Origin of the sequence: Pseudomonas farris (assembly GCF_019145235.1) — a bacterium.
Taxonomy (GTDB): Bacteria; Pseudomonadota; Gammaproteobacteria; order Pseudomonadales; family Pseudomonadaceae; genus Aquipseudomonas; species Aquipseudomonas farris.
In genome coordinates this window covers 83,566-100,704 of sequence record NZ_JAHSTV010000010.1, presented here as the reverse complement: position 1 = coordinate 100,704, position 17,139 = coordinate 83,566, and the positions used below count along the sequence as shown (strand labels likewise).

Sequence of the window (17,139 nt, the reverse complement as noted above, 5' to 3'; positions counted from 1 at the left end):
CGTGGGCTAATTGATCCCAAAAAGATAGCATGCACTGCCGAGGCAGTGCATGCTATCGGGAATGTCCGTCCCTTATTGTCTTTTACTGTCTCGTGCTAGCGGTATCGACATCTGGTGCCTGAAAAGGTTGTTAGGGTCTACCTGGTTCTTCAAGAAAATTAACTCCTCTACCAAACCCGCATTTCCATAGTAAAGCTCAAGCCAACTATCATCAGGCGTGCCGTTTACCAATAGCATGTCCACATCCGGATAGTTGATGTAGCACCCTTCATATCGCCCCTCGATGCCAGGTCGCTTGTTGAGTTGACTAGCGTGGACGTCTTCGTAGATTTTATTGATCCATGCGAGTTGAATATTATCTTGAGCAGGGTCAGTCCAGTAGGTTTGATATTGAGACTTTAATAATGATTTGCGTTGTGGTACTGCGGTGTCTCCTTGACCGAAGCTATTGATTTTTCCACCATAAGAATCAATTTGGACAAGTGATTGACTGAATGTCCCATCTTTGGAAGGGGGGCTGAGATTGTTGTAAAATGCATCGCATTCTTCGTTGGTAAAATTATCCACTTGGTAGGCGGATTTATATTTTCCTCTTTGATTGTTTCCTGACGCATTAATCATCTGGGTGATATAGAACCAGTCCATAAGAAGTCCTGGCGAAGCTTTGGTGATAGCACCGCCGGCCATGCTATGAGGTCTTGGTGCGATGTTTGGTAATACGAAGCCGTCGTATAGTTTGCCGTGGCCCGGTGCTGCACTGTTTATTGCTGAGAGAAAATCGTTAAATGGTGCATCTCGTTCGTGATCGCCCACCATGCCATCGCGTCCCGTGTATTGGATGGCCAGAATAACTTTCGGGTTGGAGTCGATGTGATTCAGTTTCAGTAGGGTAAAAAGACCACCGTTTGCTTTGGACAAAACATTTGAGGTTGCGTCTGAATCGTTTTTGGCGAACCAGTCGTGATATCCGCGCAGAAACTTTCTAAAACTGATTTTGTCGAAGTCTGACCAATCCCAAGAGAGCGTTGTCCAATAAGCTTTTTGTGGGGGCTCGGGCAGGTCGTCGAAGTAGTATCGAATAATTATGCCGAAATTTCCGCCGCCGGCCCCACAACAAGCCTTGAAAAGTTCTCGATGTATTTTAAGATTTGAACTCGGACTGACATGGACAGGGATTAACGATCTGCCGCTATTGGCTGGGTCCGGAATCAGGATGTCCACTCCTGTTACCCAGTCGACGGTCAACCCCTGAAGGCGAGACAGTAAACCGTATCCGCCGCCGCTAATGTGGCCACCAACCCCTACGGAATAGCACGAACCGCCAGGTATTGTCTTACCGCTCTGTTTATACATTGCCACATAACCATCCCAGTTTTGACTGCCTGTGAATGCGGCGTATTTATAATTTGTTGGGGTATTGCTGTCATGTTTATATAGAGGCTGAATTTTACCATCAGTATCATGAGAAAACCCTTTGAGTTCGCCCACGTCAATAATTGCCAAGTTTTCGTTGTTTAGCTGGTTCGATACGAAGCCTTCATAGCAATGCGCTCCGCTCCTTATGGTGATCCGAAAGCCTTGTGATAGTGCTTCATTCGCAGCGTCTAGTACTCCTTCTGGTGTTTTGCATACGTAGATTCGTTTCGCTCCTGTTCCGGCACTTGGTGGCCATCGGAGATTGAAGCCTTTCTGTAAGGTTGAAAATGTCTTGTTGTCTTCCGTTATTGTAATGAAGTCCGAAGTGCTTTTTGTCGTGCTCATGTTTGTGCGCCTCCTTGCAAAAAAATATGCGCCATGCTTTGCGCAAGTGTCCTGAGGTTTTTCTCGCCCAATCGGAGTTTAAATGCGTATCTCACTAGGGCACTATCTCACCTTAGCCGACATTTTCATGCTGTCCATGCTTCTTGCTCAAGAAGTTAAAGTTATATTTTTCTAGATATGTATTTCGAAAGGTTATAGGTTGGTATCAGTTTGATAGTACCTTCTCATCTGTTTATTTTTGGTGGAGAAGAGTGAAGTACGGGTGTTGGGAGAGTTCACCACCTTGTGTTCTTCTGCTTTTGTGGTCGTATTTATTTTTTATGGTGGACAATCTAAAACCTTGCGCTAGCCTGAGAGTTCTCCTCTAGAGAGGAGATCAACTAATCAAAGGAATGAACCAATGAATAAGCCAGAATCCAAACCGCAGTTGAAACACGGTCGTGTAATTTCCCCTCCTAGTCGTTCTGCTATTGCGACAGACGAAGGTCTTATCCTTGACTGGCAGGCTAATGAAATGGAAGGAGGTAAGAACTTTCCATCATTGACTGCAGGCCCATTCCCAAGGCCTTATGAGACTGACAACGTGAGCCTTGTGCCACCGGCGGATGATTATATCCTCAGTGGTGGCAAGACTGATGCCCGCGACTGCGTTAACTTCACTAACGAGGAAATGAGCCAAAAGCTAAATCGCCCATTTACCTGGCCTCTGTTGAATGTCGACCCGGGCCAGACGTTTCATGTCAAATGGGTATACACCATGCCTCACGTGACTCGGGGTTACAGTTGGTTTATCACCAAAGACGGTTGGGATCCTGAAAAGCGTATCAGCCGCGCTCAGCTTGAACCAAAGTCCTTCTACGATGATTTTTATACTCAGGTTCCGTACTACCAGCATGCCGCCGAATTGAAGGCGAAGATTGAACATGAAGTAAAGCTGCCAACGGGTAAGCACGGTCATCATGTCATTGTCTTACTTTGGGTGGTTGCTGATACTGGCAATGCGTTCTATCAGGCGTTTGATGTGAACTTTAAATAAAGTCGGGCCATGTACGGCTCCTGGTATAGTTCTGAAGGAATAGAGCAATGTCTAAGATTGATTTTTCATTACTGAAGTCCAAAGTAAGTGATTCAGCCTCTTTGATGCCTAGCATTGCCAATAAAAAAATCCTGATGGGTTTTTGGCATAACTGGCCGGCTGGCCATGGTGACGGTTATCAAGGTGGGCAGTTCGCCAATCTGGATCTGGTGGATGTACCCAAGGACTACAACGTTGTTGCTGTGGCTTTTATGAAAGGCCAGGGCATTCCTACTTTCAAACCCTATAACCTCTCCGACGACGAGTTTCGCCGCCAGGTAGGCGTGCTGAACAGTCAGGGAAGGGCTGTCTTGATCTCGTTGGGTGGCGCCGACGCTCATATCGAGTTGCGCAAAGGGGATGAACAACCACTGGCGAATGAGATCATCCGCTTGGTTGAAATCTACGGCTTCGATGGGTTGGACATCGACCTTGAGCAAAACGCCATTGATTTCGCTGACAACAAGACGGTGCTGCCTGCAGCCTTGAAACTGGTGAAGGATCACTACAAGGGTGAGGGAAAGCATTTCATCATCAGCATGGCGCCTGAGTTTCCCTATCTCAGGGTTGACGGCAAGTATGTTGGTTACGTTCAGGCGCTTGAGGGGTACTACGACTTCATCGCGCCTCAATACTACAACCAAGGTGGCGATGGGATCTGGGTTCAAGAGTTCAATGACGGTCAGGGGGCCTGGATTGCGCAGAACAATGATGCGATGAAAGAGGACTTTCTTTACTACCTGACCGAAAGCTTGGTAACCGGCACTCGGGACTACATCGCCATTCCCGCGGACAAGTTCGTCATTGGCTTACCTGCCAACGTTGACGCTGCGGCTACAGGCTATGTAATTGAGCCTGCTGCGGTAGTTAATGCGTTCAAACGTCTCGATGCTGCCAGCCACTCCATCAAAGGACTGATGACCTGGTCGATCAACTGGGACGATGGCGTTAGCAGAGATAATGTTCCCTACGATTGGGAGTTCTACAATCGCTATGCCCCGTTAATTCACGGTGAGACAGGTATCGGTGACCGGCCAACGGCTCCCGCAAATTTGTCCTCTAGGGACGTGACTGAAACCAACATGACCTTGAGTTGGGGGGCTTCAGCCGGTCCTCGTCCGATCGAAACATACACGCTGTACCGAAATGGGACTCCAATAGGCCATACGGCGACCTTGACGCTGGAAGACTCAGGTCTAACACCGAACACTCAGTACAGCTACTTTGTTACGGCAACAGACTCTTCGGGAAAAGAGTCGCTTCCCAGCAAGAGCCTGAGCGTTAGAACCGCTGGAGACATAACAGACCCAGAGTATCCTGAATGGCAATTGAACCATCGGTATCGCAAGGAGGATGGCGTGACTTACGAAGGCAATAAGTACTTGTGCCTGCAAGAGCACACATCAAACTCAGGCTGGACACCACCAGTCGCCTTTACTCTGTGGTCGAAGGTCGCAATCAAACGGCGCGCTTAGAGCGGTATGCAAAGCTCGGCAGAAATGCCGGGCTTTTCTTTGCCTTCGAAAAAAACGATTTTCTGGATTTTGGAATCATGGCTTTGTGCAGGTCATGTTGCACGAGGAAAGATAGCGGCGTTCGACCAGTGGGACCATGTGTTAGCCGATATCCATTTTCTTCAATCGGGCCAGTCCCTGTTTAATATGGCCGGCATGCCGCAATGCCGGAGGTAACGGTAAAGCGTACTTTTAGATATCTGCATTTTATTGCCAATGGCGCTAACACTTAACCGCTCCTCTCGGTACAGCGTTTCTGCGGTCATAGCCGTCGCTTTCGCCTCAGAGGGCAGGCCTTTCAGACGGCCACCGACTCGACCACGTGACCGAGCAGCGGACAACACAACATGCTTATATGACCAGCGAGGCCAGTGGCGCGAGGACTCGACTACTTACAAGATGAAGTACTGACTGACCATCGTCGCATCGTTACGCGCTTCGATAAGCTTGCAACAAGTTTTGCAACGATGGTCTCAATCGCTGCGCCAGCGGTGTTTGCGAAAGTACTTTTCGTATAGAGCCTAAGGTAAAGAGGTATCTACAGAGTTAGCGTGCGACTCATTCTCCGCCAACTCGCGCAGCTGGGACGGAGCTTCAATGGCCTTGCCATCAACGCGATTGAACCAAACTGTGGTGACGTGCCCCTCGCAATACAACTTTTCCTGGTTCGTCGCATCGACGATCCGGTGGCCCAAGGTGGTGGAGGTGCGGCCCATGCGCTGAATGAACAATTGCACGTGCAGATTGGCCGGCCACTCGATGGGGCGGCGGTAATGGTTTTCGCTACTCGCCATCACGGGGACCGCGCGCGGATCGAAACTCAGGCCGATTTTTTGCCCGAACTGGAGCCGGGCCTCCTCCAGATAGGTCAGATAGACTGCGTTGTTCACATGTCCCATGGGATCAAGGTCGCGCCAACGCACGACGATTTTCGCGATGAAGGCAGGAGACTGTTCGGGCTTGGTTGCAATATCCATGAAATACTCCGTTGAGTGAGGCTTGATGGGACAATTTTTATGGTTTACGGTGCGGACCTGCTCAATCCGCTCCGATCTAGTCGGCCAGCGCGCTCGACCGGCGTTCGACATGTGAGCGTTCGCCCGCAGGCAAGTGATCCCGTCCGACCCGCTCGATCAGGTCTGCCGCCCTGGCGCAAGCGAGGACGCCGCTATCCATCTCCATCTGTTTGCAGATGGACTCGCGCCGACGCGCCATCGTCTGATCTTCCAGTAGGGTTTGCAGCGCCTGACTCAAGGTGGACGTGCAGATCGGCATGGCCAGTTGCAGGCCGGCGCCGATCCTACATATGCGCGCGGCGTTGTCGATCTGATCCATCGCCGAGGGTACTATCAGCTGTGGCACCCCGGCGGCGAACGCTTGTGCCATCGTGCCGATGCCCCCGTGATGAATGAAGGCTCTGATCCGTGGCAGTACGCTTGGCAGCGCCACACCAGGGCAGTGCATGAATCCAGATGGTAGTGCTGGCAGTTGTTCCGGCGCTGAGGTTAGTACGATGCCGCGCAGGTTCAACCCCCGCAGGGCATCGACGGCAGTAGTGAAATAGGCTTTGCCATTGGACATCGCCGAGCCAGTGGCCACCAGCACCGGCGGCGGCCCATTGAAGAGGAACTGCTCCAACTCAACATTGGGCGCAAGGGAGGAACTCATATCGAACAGGGGAAAGCCGGTCAGTGCGGCGGCGCTGGGCCAGTCCGGTTGCGGTGGCGAGAACCAGGAAGGGAACAGCCCTACGGAGGCGAGCGGAGAATGCACCCAGCGGCGGATGATGCTCGATACCGGGGCCAGGCCGAGATCTTGTCGAACATGATTGATATCGTTCTTGCACAGCCGATCCCCCACGAAATGGTCGATGAACCAGGTCTTGGCGGCCTTCGCAATATGAGGGCTGAGCCAGGGGCGGTTGCGGACCTTTAGCTCCATCGGCACGTGGGAGGACATGAATTGCAGCGGCGACACCCATGCAGTGACCAGCGGGATATCGAGCGCATCCTGTACCAGGCGGGCGGCAAAACAACTCATTTGAGACGACACTAGCACTGTTTCGTCGTCCAGTAGGTCAGTGATTTGCCTGAACCTACGACGCAGATTGGGGGCTACACCATAACGCCAGGCCGTGGCGAAGGCGGTCTTGGCCTCCCACATCGCCGGCATTGCCCAGCGATCCTGGAGTTCTTTTGGAGGTCCCGAAGAAACGAAATTGAACCCTTGCGAAGTTATTATTTTGGCATACAGATCATTCGCGAGAATAGTGACTCGGTGATTTCGCTGAAGTAAAGTAGTGCCAATTGCAAGATAAGGATGCAAGTCACCGGCGGAGCCATCGATAACCATTATAACGTGCATGACCAGATGCCTTTTGTATGTCTGGGATTGATTGCTTCCGCGAATAAATGCAGCACGGGCTAGCATTCTGTCGAGTTGCGCCGAAGGTTCGACAAAGGACAACACATGTGCGCCGCCATTCAGCCACGATGTCCGTGACCGCTGCCTTGCCAACTGTAATGATGAGTGACTATCGAGTAATAATCAGATATGCCTGCCGCTTATCAAGCAACGCTACACAACATCCATAAAGAATACCGTGCTTAATGCTCAGAAAAATTAGGCAAAGACATGGATACAGGCTACATACTCGGCCTGCGGCTGTATCCAAAGCGGGGGTAATGAATCGCGGGAGCGAAGAGGGTCATGAACATAAAACATATCCTTATGAGTTTGGCGCACACTGCACCAATTAATGTCAACGTCATCCTTTTTCGTTGGTGCACTTCTCAATCCGTGTGAAAAGCGCACTCCCACATAAAAGATCAGTTCGGTCTTTATGTCAAGATTTTTGGTGGACTAGAAATCAATACACTATTGGTTATCACCTGAAAGTGAATACAATCGCAAGAACAGGACACTCACGTATGGGACCTGCTCTAGCGCGTAGCATCCACGTCTCTGTCGCCTACGCTGGAAATGACAACATCGACTCGTTTGGCGTGTGCTCGTAAGTTGAGGACAACACGGCACCGAGCCGATCGCCCAATAGGTTCCAAGCGCGTTTCTTCTCTTCGGCATAGTCGTGATGCAGGTAATGGCGCCGCACCCGCGATCCGGCCAGCACATGGTTTTGGCAGCGGTCGATGACGTCCAGGCTGATCCCCAAAGCCTGCATCATGGTTGCGCCCGTGCGACGCAGGTCATGCGGTGTCCAGTCACCGTTCTGGCCGTCGGCCAGTACCAGGGTGTCGTCGTGACGCCGTCTGGAGAGGGCCTTGCGGTTTTTGAACCGGGCCTGGCGATCGCCGACCTGTTTACTCACCACCTTTACGTCAACATGCTGATCATCCTGCTTGTTCGGAAAGCACCACTGGGAGTCTCCCGTGAGGGTTTTGAGTTCCTGAAAGAAATGCAGCGCAAAGGGGGAGAGGAAGACATGGTGGTCCTGCTTCTTGCCCCGAGTGCCTTTGACGTTCTCGCTGGGAATAAACCAGGTTTGCTGGTCCAGATCGACATTTTTCCATTCGGCCTGGAGCAACTCGCCGATCCGGCACAGCGTGCCCAGGCTGATCCAGAGTGTGAGTTGGGTTTCTTTCTTTAGCGGCCGTATGCCGTCGTATTTTTGCCCGGCGGGCAGGGCGTTGTAATCAGCGGTCATTTGCTGGAAGCGGTTGTGCAATTCCAACAGCTCCGCCGGGGAAAGGATGCGGCTTCTTTCGGCCTCGTAGTCGGCAGGTATTAGGGGGGAAATGTCGACCAGTTCCGTTGGATCACCCTCGACCAACAAGGCCCGCCAAGGCTGGCGCTTCCTGGCCCAGCCGAACATCTGGGTGAGGTCGGCGAAGAAACTGATCGCTTGTCGGTGAGCACCGCGGTTGACGACCGTTCGGATCAGCGCCCGAATATCGTGTTCGGACACACGGTTCACCGAGGTCTTGCCGAGTGCCGGGTATAGGTCCTTGTTAAAACGGCGCTGCAATTCAGCATTTCCATCTTTGCGCGCCACGCCATCCAACAGCCACGCCTTGGCCAGATCCTGGACGGTCAGCGTTTGCACTTTCGTCGTTTTTACTTGTTCGGCCTCTACCTTAGCCGCGGCGTATGCCTGTGCCTTGGCGGTTTTCTTTTGCTCGTTGGGATTGATCTGCTCATCAATGAGTGCGCGGGCCTGGTTGCGGGCCTTGCGGATGTCCGTCAGGGATTTGCGCGGCCAGGACCCGCAGGAGTACTCTTTATTTTGGTCGCCCCACCGATAGCGATAGAAAAAGCTGACCGAAACACCGTCCTTGCGGACTGAGATTCGACCGGCCAGATTGCCATCTTCCCTGAGGATGCGGCCGGCATCGTTGGCAGTCAGTGACTCGAGTTCTTTGATGGTGATTTTGGCCATGAAATGGACTCCCCCTACTTTTCCCCCCACAAAAACGCCGGCTCTTGATGGACGTTACTGGACTCTCGTAGAGCAGAACACCGCTGGAGCTCAAGTAAATACTAGCTTAGAAAAATCCAGAGTAAAATTTTGGAAGCTTTCAAGAAGTATGAAAAAGGAGATGGGGTGCTAGGGGTCGAGTGTTCGAATCACTCCGTCCCGACCATATTTTTCAATGACTTAGCCGTCTTTTGGTGGCTTTTTCGTTTCTACCCTAGTGACATTCCGAGTGACCCTAGGGGTTTTTCTCTATACCTGCCTCCTTTTCAGGATCGTCAGCGCTGGTGCGCGTGAGTCGGTTGCTGATACCTTATTTGCCGCTGCAATCAGTTGATCCAGCTCTGCTGCCGAGTAGTGACTAGTGATGCTGCCGTTCTTGTGTCCGAGCAAAGCTTTCCGGTCTTCCTCGGTCACACCAGCGGCACGCAAGCGCCTACCGAAAGAATGCTTGAGGTCGTGGATGCGGATTCGCAAAAATCCGTCATGCGCTGGCCTCAAGTACTTTTCCTGCCACTTCTTCGCAGCCCTGACCCGCGCCTTCTTCCATGCCGAGTCATTCATGCGGTGCACAGTCGTTTCATTCCCTTCGCCATCTGGCTTGCCAAACGGAAACACGAACAGCGGATGCTTGCCTCGCTGCTTCTCGATGACCGACTTGGCCACGTTATTCAGCACTACCAGGCGTTCATCGCCGTTCTTCACTCCTGCCCGAGCACTCCTGCCGCCAAACCTGGCCGGTATCAGGAATACGCTCGTCGCCAGCTCTGGCACGGCAATCTCCCAATCCCACTGAAGCTTGCACACCTCCTGCTCCCTGCATCCCGTGTTGACCTTGAACATCGCCATGGTTTGCAGATGAGCGGGCAGTTCGGCGAACAAGATCGACTGCTCTTCCCACGAGAGCGGGTAGGGCTTGCGACTGGTCGTCTTCTCATCCAGCAGCGAGATCATTGGCACCACGTCTAGCCAAGGCCGGCGCTCATCATCCCGCCACTTCCGTGCACACAGGTTCAGCACCCTAATCACCCGCTGAAGGGCGATATTCACCGTCCTGTTCGTTACCGGCTTTCCGATCTCCGGTGCCAGCTTCGAGCGAATGTAAGACGCCAGGCTGTTGTCGTCGACGTGCGTGATCGGCAGGTGACCTATAAACGGGTCTAGCTGCGCCATATAAGTTGCTGATATATGAATCGAAGCTTGATCCTTCACCTCAAGCAGGAACTTGATGGAAGCCTCCCGCCATGTCCGCACCGTCCTGACGCCATAGACCTTCTGTTGCCGCAACTTCTCCATGTGGATCAGGTACTGCTCGGCTTCTGCCCGGTCACAAGTGCCAGTACTCTCTTGAATTCGCTCTCCTCGGTATTTTTTGTCGATTTTCCAGATGCCGTTCGGCATTTTTTGGAGGCCTGTAATTGCTTTTTGGGCCATGGTTCTGCTCCTTTGGCTTCCACATGGCGCTCGCTGCGAGGCCGATTGTTGTCCTGATTCGCCACCTTTTCAACTGACTTGCTTGCGATCCAGGCATCCGCCCACTCGTCGAGCTCAATCCGGTCGAACGCAACGCCCTGGGTGCCGATGGGAAACTCGCGAACATTGGGTCGCACGGACTTGTTGAATTCGTCCCGGCACATGCCGAGGTAGCCGTAGGCGTGCTTGAGGCGGATAAAGCGCGGGGGAGGGGCTGAAACTTGGGCTGCACTGTTATTGGCCATGTGCGTCTTGCTCCATACCGCGCGTGGCGGCAGAAGGTGGGGGAGTTAGTCGGTTACTTTGGCTATGGCGGCATCTGCAATCTTCATTGCGCTTTGTGCGTCGTTCACGAACGGGGCCCACACCGGATAACGATCAATGCCGACGCGCTGGAAGTATTCAACTAAAGGTGGCGTTTGCATTCGTACCTCCCCAGCCGAGCAGGCTGATGTCGATGTTCTTTTCCTGCAGCAGTTGCAGCGACAGGAACAACATCGGGCGCCCTCCACCCATGCTGGCATACGGTTCGTACTTCACGAAGTAGGGCTCTTCGGTGATCAACTTGACGAACTGCGCGCCGCTGTTGATCACCGGTGTGCTGCGTTCATCGACGTTGCAATAGCGGGTGTAGCTGGCATAGGAGAGGACCGGGTCGAGGATCAGGTATTCCGGGGTGACCGCGTAGTGTTGACCCTCGGACAGGTACACATTGCCGGTTGCGGTTTCATCGGCGCTGCGTGAAATGGCCACGATAACCGACATTTTTTGCACCACCAGGTCGATTTCGCTCTGCACATAACCGTCGCCAGAATTGGCGCAGTGGTCAATCATCACCTTGATCACCGGGTCGAGCGCGTCCAGTGACTGGAATAAACGCAGCTGCTCACACACTTCCTTCAACTTCCACAGGCCGACGATGGCCACCTGTAAGGAAAAGCGTGGGCGGTCATCCATTTCCGGCGGCAGCAGGTCGGAGGCCTTCTCCATCAGTGCGTCGATGTCTTCGGGGGTGGTGGTCAGGGCCATGGCCATGATCGCCTTGCCCAGCTTGCGCAGTTCCTCGCGGTTCTTGTTGGCCAACCGGAAGTGTTCCCGGCAGTGCGCCCGTTTGATTTTAGTAAGGTGTACGCGAATGCTCCGCTCCTGAATCGCAGGCACCTCGATCTCCTGTTCGGAAATCACGATCAGTGGCGACGATAGCGGAATGGCAATGGCCTCGGCGTTGGTGCGTCCCATGTTGCTCCGGCCCAGTCGACCCTTCAAAGTCGACTCGCCATTCCACGCTTGTTTGATCCGCTCGACCACGTCCTTGTAGGTCTTGTTGCTCATCTTCGATTTGTTGAACTCTTCAATGATTCGAGGGATGGTCGTGGTGCTGGAGAGGTAATCAAGCATGGCGTAGTGCGAGGTTGACGGAGCACTGACCCCCGAGTCTTTCAGCATGTAGTCGGTACCGTTGAGCCAGGTGATCAAGCCAGCGGTTTTCGATTTGCCAGCGCCGGCGCTGCCCCACAGGCAGAGGATCGGGAACTGGCTGTAGAGGTGCATGAGGTGCGTCTTGAAGTGCGCCGCGATGCACCAACCAATCATCAGGCCGATCTCGTGTTTCTGGTTGATCTTGAGCAGGTGCGCCAGGGTGCGGTCCACCGCTTCATCGGCACGCTCTGCCATGGTGGTGTGGGCGAAGTACGGGCGGGCCAGCAGGTTGCCGAGGAACTGGTGGGTGCCGCGCACTTTGACCGAGTTCACGGACATGTCCGGTTCCACGTAAGTGAACAGGGGAATGTCATCGACGAAATCCAGATGGACCCCGGCGGTGTAGACCTGGAATATTTCGCCCATGTCTTGATCATCTCGATAAACCGCCACTTTGATCCGCTGCACGTCGAGATCGGAGCCCTGAAAGGTCAGGTCGCTGAGTCCTTCGAATTCACGCAGAAACGCCGAGCGGCTGGCGTAGCCGGGTTCTTTAAAAATAAGCTTGTCCACTTCCACCCCGCCCTTCATCACGCTCATCCGGGTGCCAACCCGGCGCGGGCTGGTGCCGTCCTGCGGCACGTCAATGAACATGTCGATCGGCTGCAGGGTGAAGTTGCTGATGCGCCGCTTGCTGTCCCCCTGCCCGAAGTAATAGCCATCCGGTTCGGCCACCGCGCTCAGGTTGGCGTCGGGGTCGCCGTCCCGATTGACCCCGGCCTCGATCGCACAGCCTTCACAGGGGGGCTTGCTGAGCAGGGCGCGGATCGCATTGCAGCCAAAGCCGAACGTCGGGGTGTGTTCGACATAGCGGATCTGCGCTTCGATGTGGTCGCGGCGCAACTTCGGCGTGCTGTACTTGCTGCTCTTGCTGCTGCTGGCCAGCCGCGCGGCGAGGCTTTCGGCCACGCTCTGCGACACACCGGCACGCACGATGTAGGTGGCCAGCTGGGTCGCGGACTGGTTGTAGGACGCATCGGGCTTCAGTGACTCGCTGTCGCAGAGCATCTGGATGCAGACCGGAACCGGCTCGCGGATCGCTTCCATGTCCGCCGAGGACACGATGATCACCAGCTTCGGCTTGGAGGTGACGCGCTTCTTGGCCTCTTCAAACAGGCCCCGCAGCTCGTGCACCACCAGCCCTTGCGGGTCGTCGAATTCGACGCTACGCGGCGCCTTGACCAGTTCGTGATAGCGCTCCACGGTCAGCTCGGCCAGTTCGTCGGCCGTCACGGGGACGCGGTATTTACCATCATGCCGCTGTAGGTTGACGATGCGAAAACTGTTGCCCCGGCCGCTGCTGTACACCGAGAAGTCGAGGCCGATGACGAACAGGTCGCGGGCCATTTCCTTGTAGATTTCTGGCAGGCGCAGGAAGGGTCGGGAGCCCGCGAACAGCAATTCGTCGACCAAGATGTGCAGGCCCTTGCTGCCCGACAGGTAGATTTTGATGCAGCCTCTCGGCACGCCCATGCGGACCAGCTTGCCGAGCAGTTCCTGGGCGCTGCTGATGGCCTGACCGAGGTCATCTTTACAGTCGATGTCGAAGTACAGTGGGCCCCGGTAACCTATCTTCTCGCGGTTGCGTGGGATCTCGGCGTCGGTGCCGTCGCTGATCATTTGATTGACGGCGAGGATCGTCAGCTTCTTCGCGCCCTGCGCCTTGGCCAACTCAACCGGGTCTTCGCCGGCTTTGAAAGAAAGCAGAAACCAGGCGTCGTGCTCAGACCGTTGATAATAGTGATACATGCCGTTCCCCCCCTGTCGACGTGGTGCCGTTGACCTCCGCCGAGGCGAGCCTCAGCCGCAGGAGGTCGATCGCTCTGGCCGGAACGTCCCGGTGGCGATGCGAGTCGCAGTCGGTGAACCAACCGGAGACGCTGTGCCGCGAATAGCCAGTGAGTAGCGCGAGGTCCTTGTGTGACAGGAGGTGGGATTTGGCGAGTTTGCGGATGTACGCCATTCGATCATCCGCGGTCATGCTTTCCCCGACGGTGCGGGGATGATGTTGTTTAGGCACTTTGGTTACCTTGATCGCACCCCCAAAAACCAGGGGTTCCATCGCAATACAAAATTGGAGGAAAAGGCCCGGATAAGCCGGGTGTTAACTTGAGTGCCGCCCTTTCAGTGGGGCGGTCACTCGCAATCAATCCTTGTCGTTTAATGAATAAATTAGGTTCTGATGTTCAGCCGAAACCTTCTCTACTGGCTGTGGGTTTTTTTGGTTTTCATCTTGCGTGAAGTTGTGCGAAGTACCACGTTGTTTGGCTTCTTCGGCCATTTTCGCCGCGATGGTCAAGTACTGCTGCACGGTACGCATAACTTTTTCACTGAGGCGGTGCAAGACCAGTGGCCGGTTGTCTTTCGGGGCACGCTGGCCGTGTTCGTCGCAGTTTGATCGGAACAGGCGATAATCTTCCTCTTCCAGCCCGCGCGCCTCGAGGGTCTTGCGCAGGTTGCTGATGGTCGGTCGGTTCGGTAGCTCCAACAGCATCAGATCCCCCTTCTTGATCTGGTTGTAACTTAAAGCCAATGCGTCGTAGATAAGGGTGGATGGTTGGTGCTGGAAGGCACGCGTTACACGCTCTTGGATCAGATGCTCATAGCTGAGACTACCAGGCTCGAATACTGAAAGCGCGATACCATCAGCGTTCCAGTTCGGTTTGGCGTTGACTTTGTTTTTCATTCTGAAGTCCCCAAACTTTCTTATTTGATTGGTGCATTGGTTTGTACACTTGTAAGGATAGTTCAAGATTCTCAAAGGGTAGTCGCTCTTGGCTGAAAATATCACTCGTTGATGTGATCATTCTGATTTGGTACAGGGTATAAAGTGATGGGCCACTGTCGTATCTGATTGATTATTATCAAATATTTTTTTTTGTATTGATGCTGTGTGTGGTGTTTGTGTTGCTGTTGACTGCCTGTTTTTTTTTAAATTTTTTTGATGTTTTTTTTGAAGTTTGTACTGAGTACCGTGGACCTTGTACTGAGTACAGTTGGGAGATAGGGAACTTTGTACTGAGTACCACTGGGATCTGAGGTTAGTTGAGAGCGGTGAGGGGGTCTGTGCTATCTGGTTGGAAAAAAACAATAGAAAAAAGTCGTGGGTGGGGTGTCTGTTGGTACATTAAATGCTTTCTATATCATATGTGGTGGTTAAATATTTCAATATATCGCTAAACAATATAGTTTGTATTGAGGCATGTATTTCGTACTGTTATTGGTTGTGCTTACATATGTATGTGGCTGGTTTTTGTGTTATGCGCCAGTCATGTCGAGAGGAAGGTGCCTCTTAGGAAATAGCGTGATACCACATTGGGTGGCGCTCATATTAGTGTCCAAGAAGCAATGCGGATTGCTCAAAAAAGGACTGCATTAATTAGTTTGTTCACGAAGAAATTAACAGCATCGCGTTCGGGTAGCGGTGCGCCCATCGAGTAGCGGTTACTGGCGAAAACGGCCGCGATGGAACGCGCCAGCCTGGGCGAGCGGATCGTCTAAGCATTGGCGAAAGCCCACCAGTGTGAAAAAAAAGATATGCAATCTCCAAATAGAGCCGGCCCTTGTGATAGCAGGCGAAGCCCTACCTAAACCTCTCATATAAGTGGGTTAATTTATTTGGGAGGTGGGCTATCACAGAGTCTTAAACATATGTGGGAGAAAACCTATGGATATAGGCTATGCACGTACTTCAACCATCGAACAAGAAGCTGGTTTTGAAGCCCAGTTGCGCGAATTAGAACGATGTGGCTGTGAAAAAATATTTAAAGAACAGGTATCGTCCGTGGCCCAGCGCGTCCAGCTTGAAGCGGCCATTGAGTTTGCCCGTGTGGGGGATACCTTTGTGGTCACTAAGCTCGACCGGCTGGCTCGCTCGATCACCGACCTGCTGCAGACACTGCACCGATTGGAACTGAAAAAGGTTGAGGTCAAGATTCTCAATCTGGGGCTGGACACCAGCACGCCCACCGGCAAGTTAATTCTGACCGTGTTGGGAGGGATTGCCCAGTTTGAGCGGGAAATGATGCTGGAGCGGCAGCGCGAGGGGATCGACAAAGCGCAGAAGGCCGGCAAATACAAGGGACGTAAGCCAATCCACGAGGAAAAACGCGCGGCCATACTGCGCCTGGCGGGGGAGGGCGTGACTAAGGTCGAGATTGCCAAGCAGCTTGGCGTCGGGCAGGCCACGGTTTACCGCGAACTGGCCCTTTACCGTACCGATGCCGTGACTCAGTCAGCTGTCCCGCTCACTTCTGAACTATGAAGGGGGGAATTCGGTTTTTTCTGCCATGCCCAAGCATCCCACAGCTATTGGATGTCTTATGCTCCGTGACTGGTCCTGCTTCGCCGCCTACGGCGTCCTGCCCCTGACTGTCGAAGCCACCTACAGCCGCCGCTGTACAACCTGAAAGAACCGGGGGGAGGGCACACACAGCGCAGAGGTGCGTTGAGCCTTTGTGCCGAACTGGAACAACACGGTCGGCGCCCAGCGAGCGCCAGCGGGCTGCTGGGCCGCGCCGTGCTGGACGAACTGATGGTCTTCGCCCGGCTCCACGTCGGCGACTTCGACCACGAATGGCACCACCAGCTTCGATCTCGGCGACCCGTTGGGCGAGGTCTACCTACGCCAAGGTCTGGCCAGCCGAAACCACGCGCCTGCACCACAACTGCCGCAAGGGTGCCAAACAGCCGCAGGTCGACGGGCGTGCACCAGGCCAGTGGTCGGACGGAGTAGCGGCAGTAGCTGCAATATGCAGTAAAATTTCCACTCAATTCCCTCGACTAGAGCATCCGCCATGCCACGTTTTACCCTCGACCTGTCGGACGAGATCGACGGCGCGCTGACCGACATCGCCAAGCAAAGCGGCATCACCAAGGCCGAAGCCATGCGCCGGGCGTTCGCCCTGCTGGCGGTGGCCTACGCCGAGAAGAAGAAGCCCGGCTTCTCCCTGGGCATTGTTCGTGAACGCGACGATCACACCCTCGAAGCGGTTGGCCGCGTGGTAGGGATCTGATGGACACGCCGGAGATTGATCTGGACGCCCTGATCGCGGCCATCACCCCAGAGAATCGGCATGCGCCGGTCGACTGGGGTCCGCCAGTTGGCAAGGAGGTTTGGCCGTTCTTAACCCCTTCTGAGAAGGAGGAGCCAACACCATGGCCACCCACGGTTTGAGCCAGGCCGAACTGGACAAGATCCATGCCGCGATCAGCCAGTTGATCGACCAGACAATCCAGCGCAATGAAGAGTCGCGCAAGGTCAGTGCCGAGGTCCCGAAACCGACAGTCGAGGCCTGCAAGTTCACCCGTGAAACCTTCTGGTATCCGATGGCCGTGGTGACTGGGCTCTACTGTGTCATCGCCGTGATCATGACCGTGATTTACAGGCTGCTCCACTAAACCGG

General features: G+C 53.9%; 15 protein-coding genes. 5 read left to right on the top strand and 10 right to left on the bottom strand.

Annotation, left to right across the window (positions count from 1 at the left end; translation table 11 throughout):
- Positions 1 to 72 precede the first annotated feature (72 nt).
- Positions 73 to 1,761: an FAD-binding protein gene (locus KVG95_RS20975; RefSeq protein WP_217857782.1), complete on the bottom strand. Its 1,689-nt coding sequence runs from the start codon at positions 1,759 to 1,761 to the stop codon at positions 73 to 75.
- Positions 1,762 to 2,161: 400 nt separating this feature from the next.
- On the opposite strand from KVG95_RS20975, the gene KVG95_RS20970 reads away from it, so the two are divergent.
- Both KVG95_RS20970 and KVG95_RS20965 read left to right on the top strand, forming a co-directional pair.
- The gene (locus tag KVG95_RS20970) at positions 2,162 to 2,797 is read left to right on the top strand and encodes a lytic polysaccharide monooxygenase auxiliary activity family 9 protein (RefSeq protein WP_217857781.1); all 636 of its coding nucleotides are present in this window, start codon (positions 2,162 to 2,164) and stop codon (positions 2,795 to 2,797) included.
- 47 nt (positions 2,798 to 2,844) lie between these two features.
- Entirely contained in the window at positions 2,845 to 4,311 is a 1,467-nt protein-coding gene (locus KVG95_RS20965; protein ID WP_217857780.1) for a carbohydrate-binding protein, read from the top strand.
- Positions 4,312 to 4,871: 560 nt separating this feature from the next.
- Here the strand turns inward: KVG95_RS20965 and KVG95_RS20960 are convergent.
- The 8 genes from KVG95_RS20960 to KVG95_RS20935 form a co-directional block, all read right to left on the bottom strand.
- Entirely contained in the window at positions 4,872 to 5,327 is a 456-nt protein-coding gene (locus KVG95_RS20960; protein WP_217857779.1) for an acyl-CoA thioesterase, read from the bottom strand.
- 76 nt (positions 5,328 to 5,403) lie between these two features.
- Positions 5,404 to 6,714 carry a glycosyltransferase gene (locus KVG95_RS20955; protein WP_217857778.1) on the bottom strand — a complete coding sequence of 437 codons (1,311 nt, stop codon included), beginning with the start codon at positions 6,712 to 6,714 and terminating at the stop codon, positions 5,404 to 5,406.
- A gap of 607 nt (positions 6,715 to 7,321) precedes the next feature.
- Positions 7,322 to 8,746 (bottom strand): tyrosine-type recombinase/integrase, encoded by a 1,425-nt coding sequence (locus tag KVG95_RS20950; RefSeq protein ID WP_217857777.1) that lies wholly within the window; start codon positions 8,744 to 8,746, stop codon positions 7,322 to 7,324.
- A gap of 288 nt (positions 8,747 to 9,034) precedes the next feature.
- The gene (locus KVG95_RS20945) at positions 9,035 to 10,183 is read right to left on the bottom strand and encodes a tyrosine-type recombinase/integrase (protein ID WP_225923254.1); all 1,149 of its coding nucleotides are present in this window, start codon (positions 10,181 to 10,183) and stop codon (positions 9,035 to 9,037) included.
- Complete coding sequence (locus KVG95_RS29860) at positions 10,084 to 10,500, bottom strand: hypothetical protein (RefSeq protein WP_224794411.1); 417 nt, start codon at positions 10,498 to 10,500, stop codon at positions 10,084 to 10,086. The genes KVG95_RS20945 and KVG95_RS29860 overlap by 100 nt, the downstream gene beginning before the upstream one ends.
- Positions 10,501 to 10,545: 45 nt before the next feature.
- Positions 10,546 to 10,680 carry a hypothetical protein gene (locus KVG95_RS30045; RefSeq protein WP_264082330.1) on the bottom strand — a complete coding sequence of 45 codons (135 nt, stop codon included), beginning with the start codon at positions 10,678 to 10,680 and terminating at the stop codon, positions 10,546 to 10,548.
- The gene (locus KVG95_RS20940) at positions 10,658 to 13,483 is read right to left on the bottom strand and encodes a hypothetical protein (protein WP_217857775.1); all 2,826 of its coding nucleotides are present in this window, start codon (positions 13,481 to 13,483) and stop codon (positions 10,658 to 10,660) included. Before KVG95_RS20940 ends, KVG95_RS30045 begins: the two co-directional genes overlap by 23 nt.
- Before the next feature lie 397 nt (positions 13,484 to 13,880).
- Complete coding sequence (locus KVG95_RS20935; protein ID WP_217857774.1) at positions 13,881 to 14,420, bottom strand: hypothetical protein; 540 nt, start codon at positions 14,418 to 14,420, stop codon at positions 13,881 to 13,883.
- Between the two features lie 981 nt (positions 14,421 to 15,401).
- Between KVG95_RS20935 and KVG95_RS20930 the strand changes: the two genes are divergently transcribed.
- The gene (locus KVG95_RS20930; protein WP_217857773.1) at positions 15,402 to 15,998 is read left to right on the top strand and encodes a recombinase family protein; all 597 of its coding nucleotides are present in this window, start codon (positions 15,402 to 15,404) and stop codon (positions 15,996 to 15,998) included.
- A 120-nt stretch (positions 15,999 to 16,118) separates the two neighbouring features.
- Here the strand turns inward: KVG95_RS20930 and KVG95_RS20925 are convergent, their stop codons facing one another.
- Positions 16,119 to 16,316: a hypothetical protein gene (locus KVG95_RS20925; protein WP_217857772.1), complete on the bottom strand. Its 198-nt coding sequence runs from the start codon at positions 16,314 to 16,316 to the stop codon at positions 16,119 to 16,121.
- Between the two features lie 214 nt (positions 16,317 to 16,530).
- On the opposite strand from KVG95_RS20925, the gene KVG95_RS20920 reads away from it, so the two are divergent.
- Positions 16,531 to 16,749: a ribbon-helix-helix protein, CopG family gene (locus KVG95_RS20920; RefSeq protein ID WP_217857771.1), complete on the top strand. Its 219-nt coding sequence runs from the start codon at positions 16,531 to 16,533 to the stop codon at positions 16,747 to 16,749.
- Positions 16,750 to 16,891: 142 nt separating this feature from the next.
- Positions 16,892 to 17,134 carry a hypothetical protein gene (locus KVG95_RS20915; RefSeq protein WP_225923243.1) on the top strand — a complete coding sequence of 81 codons (243 nt, stop codon included), beginning with the start codon at positions 16,892 to 16,894 and terminating at the stop codon, positions 17,132 to 17,134.
- Positions 17,135 to 17,139: the final 5 nt, after the last annotated feature.

Bases quoted from the DNA above. Each gene is read 5' to 3' on its own strand.
- KVG95_RS29860 (WP_224794411.1), bottom strand. From the start codon at position 10,500: ATGGCCAATAACAGTGCAGCCCAAGTTTCAGCCCCTCCCCCGCGCTTT.
- KVG95_RS20950 (WP_217857777.1), bottom strand. From the start codon at position 8,746: ATGGCCAAAATCACCATCAAAGAACTCGAGTCACTGACTGCCAACGAT.
- KVG95_RS20920 (WP_217857771.1), top strand. From the start codon at position 16,531: ATGCCACGTTTTACCCTCGACCTGTCGGACGAGATCGACGGCGCGCTG.
- KVG95_RS20965 (WP_217857780.1), top strand. From the start codon at position 2,845: ATGTCTAAGATTGATTTTTCATTACTGAAGTCCAAAGTAAGTGATTCA.
- KVG95_RS20955 (WP_217857778.1), bottom strand. From the start codon at position 6,714: ATGCACGTTATAATGGTTATCGATGGCTCCGCCGGTGACTTGCATCCT.
- KVG95_RS20970 (WP_217857781.1), top strand. From the start codon at position 2,162: ATGAATAAGCCAGAATCCAAACCGCAGTTGAAACACGGTCGTGTAATT.
- KVG95_RS20975 (WP_217857782.1), bottom strand. From the start codon at position 1,761: ATGAGCACGACAAAAAGCACTTCGGACTTCATTACAATAACGGAAGAC.
- KVG95_RS20915 (WP_225923243.1), top strand. From the start codon at position 16,892: ATGGCCACCCACGGTTTGAGCCAGGCCGAACTGGACAAGATCCATGCC.
- KVG95_RS20945 (WP_225923254.1), bottom strand. From the start codon at position 10,183: ATGCCGAACGGCATCTGGAAAATCGACAAAAAATACCGAGGAGAGCGA.
- KVG95_RS20940 (WP_217857775.1), bottom strand. From the start codon at position 13,483: ATGTATCACTATTATCAACGGTCTGAGCACGACGCCTGGTTTCTGCTT.
- KVG95_RS20935 (WP_217857774.1), bottom strand. From the start codon at position 14,420: ATGAAAAACAAAGTCAACGCCAAACCGAACTGGAACGCTGATGGTATC.
- KVG95_RS30045 (WP_264082330.1), bottom strand. From the start codon at position 10,680: ATGCAAACGCCACCTTTAGTTGAATACTTCCAGCGCGTCGGCATTGAT.
- KVG95_RS20930 (WP_217857773.1), top strand. From the start codon at position 15,402: ATGGATATAGGCTATGCACGTACTTCAACCATCGAACAAGAAGCTGGT.
- KVG95_RS20960 (WP_217857779.1), bottom strand. From the start codon at position 5,327: ATGGATATTGCAACCAAGCCCGAACAGTCTCCTGCCTTCATCGCGAAA.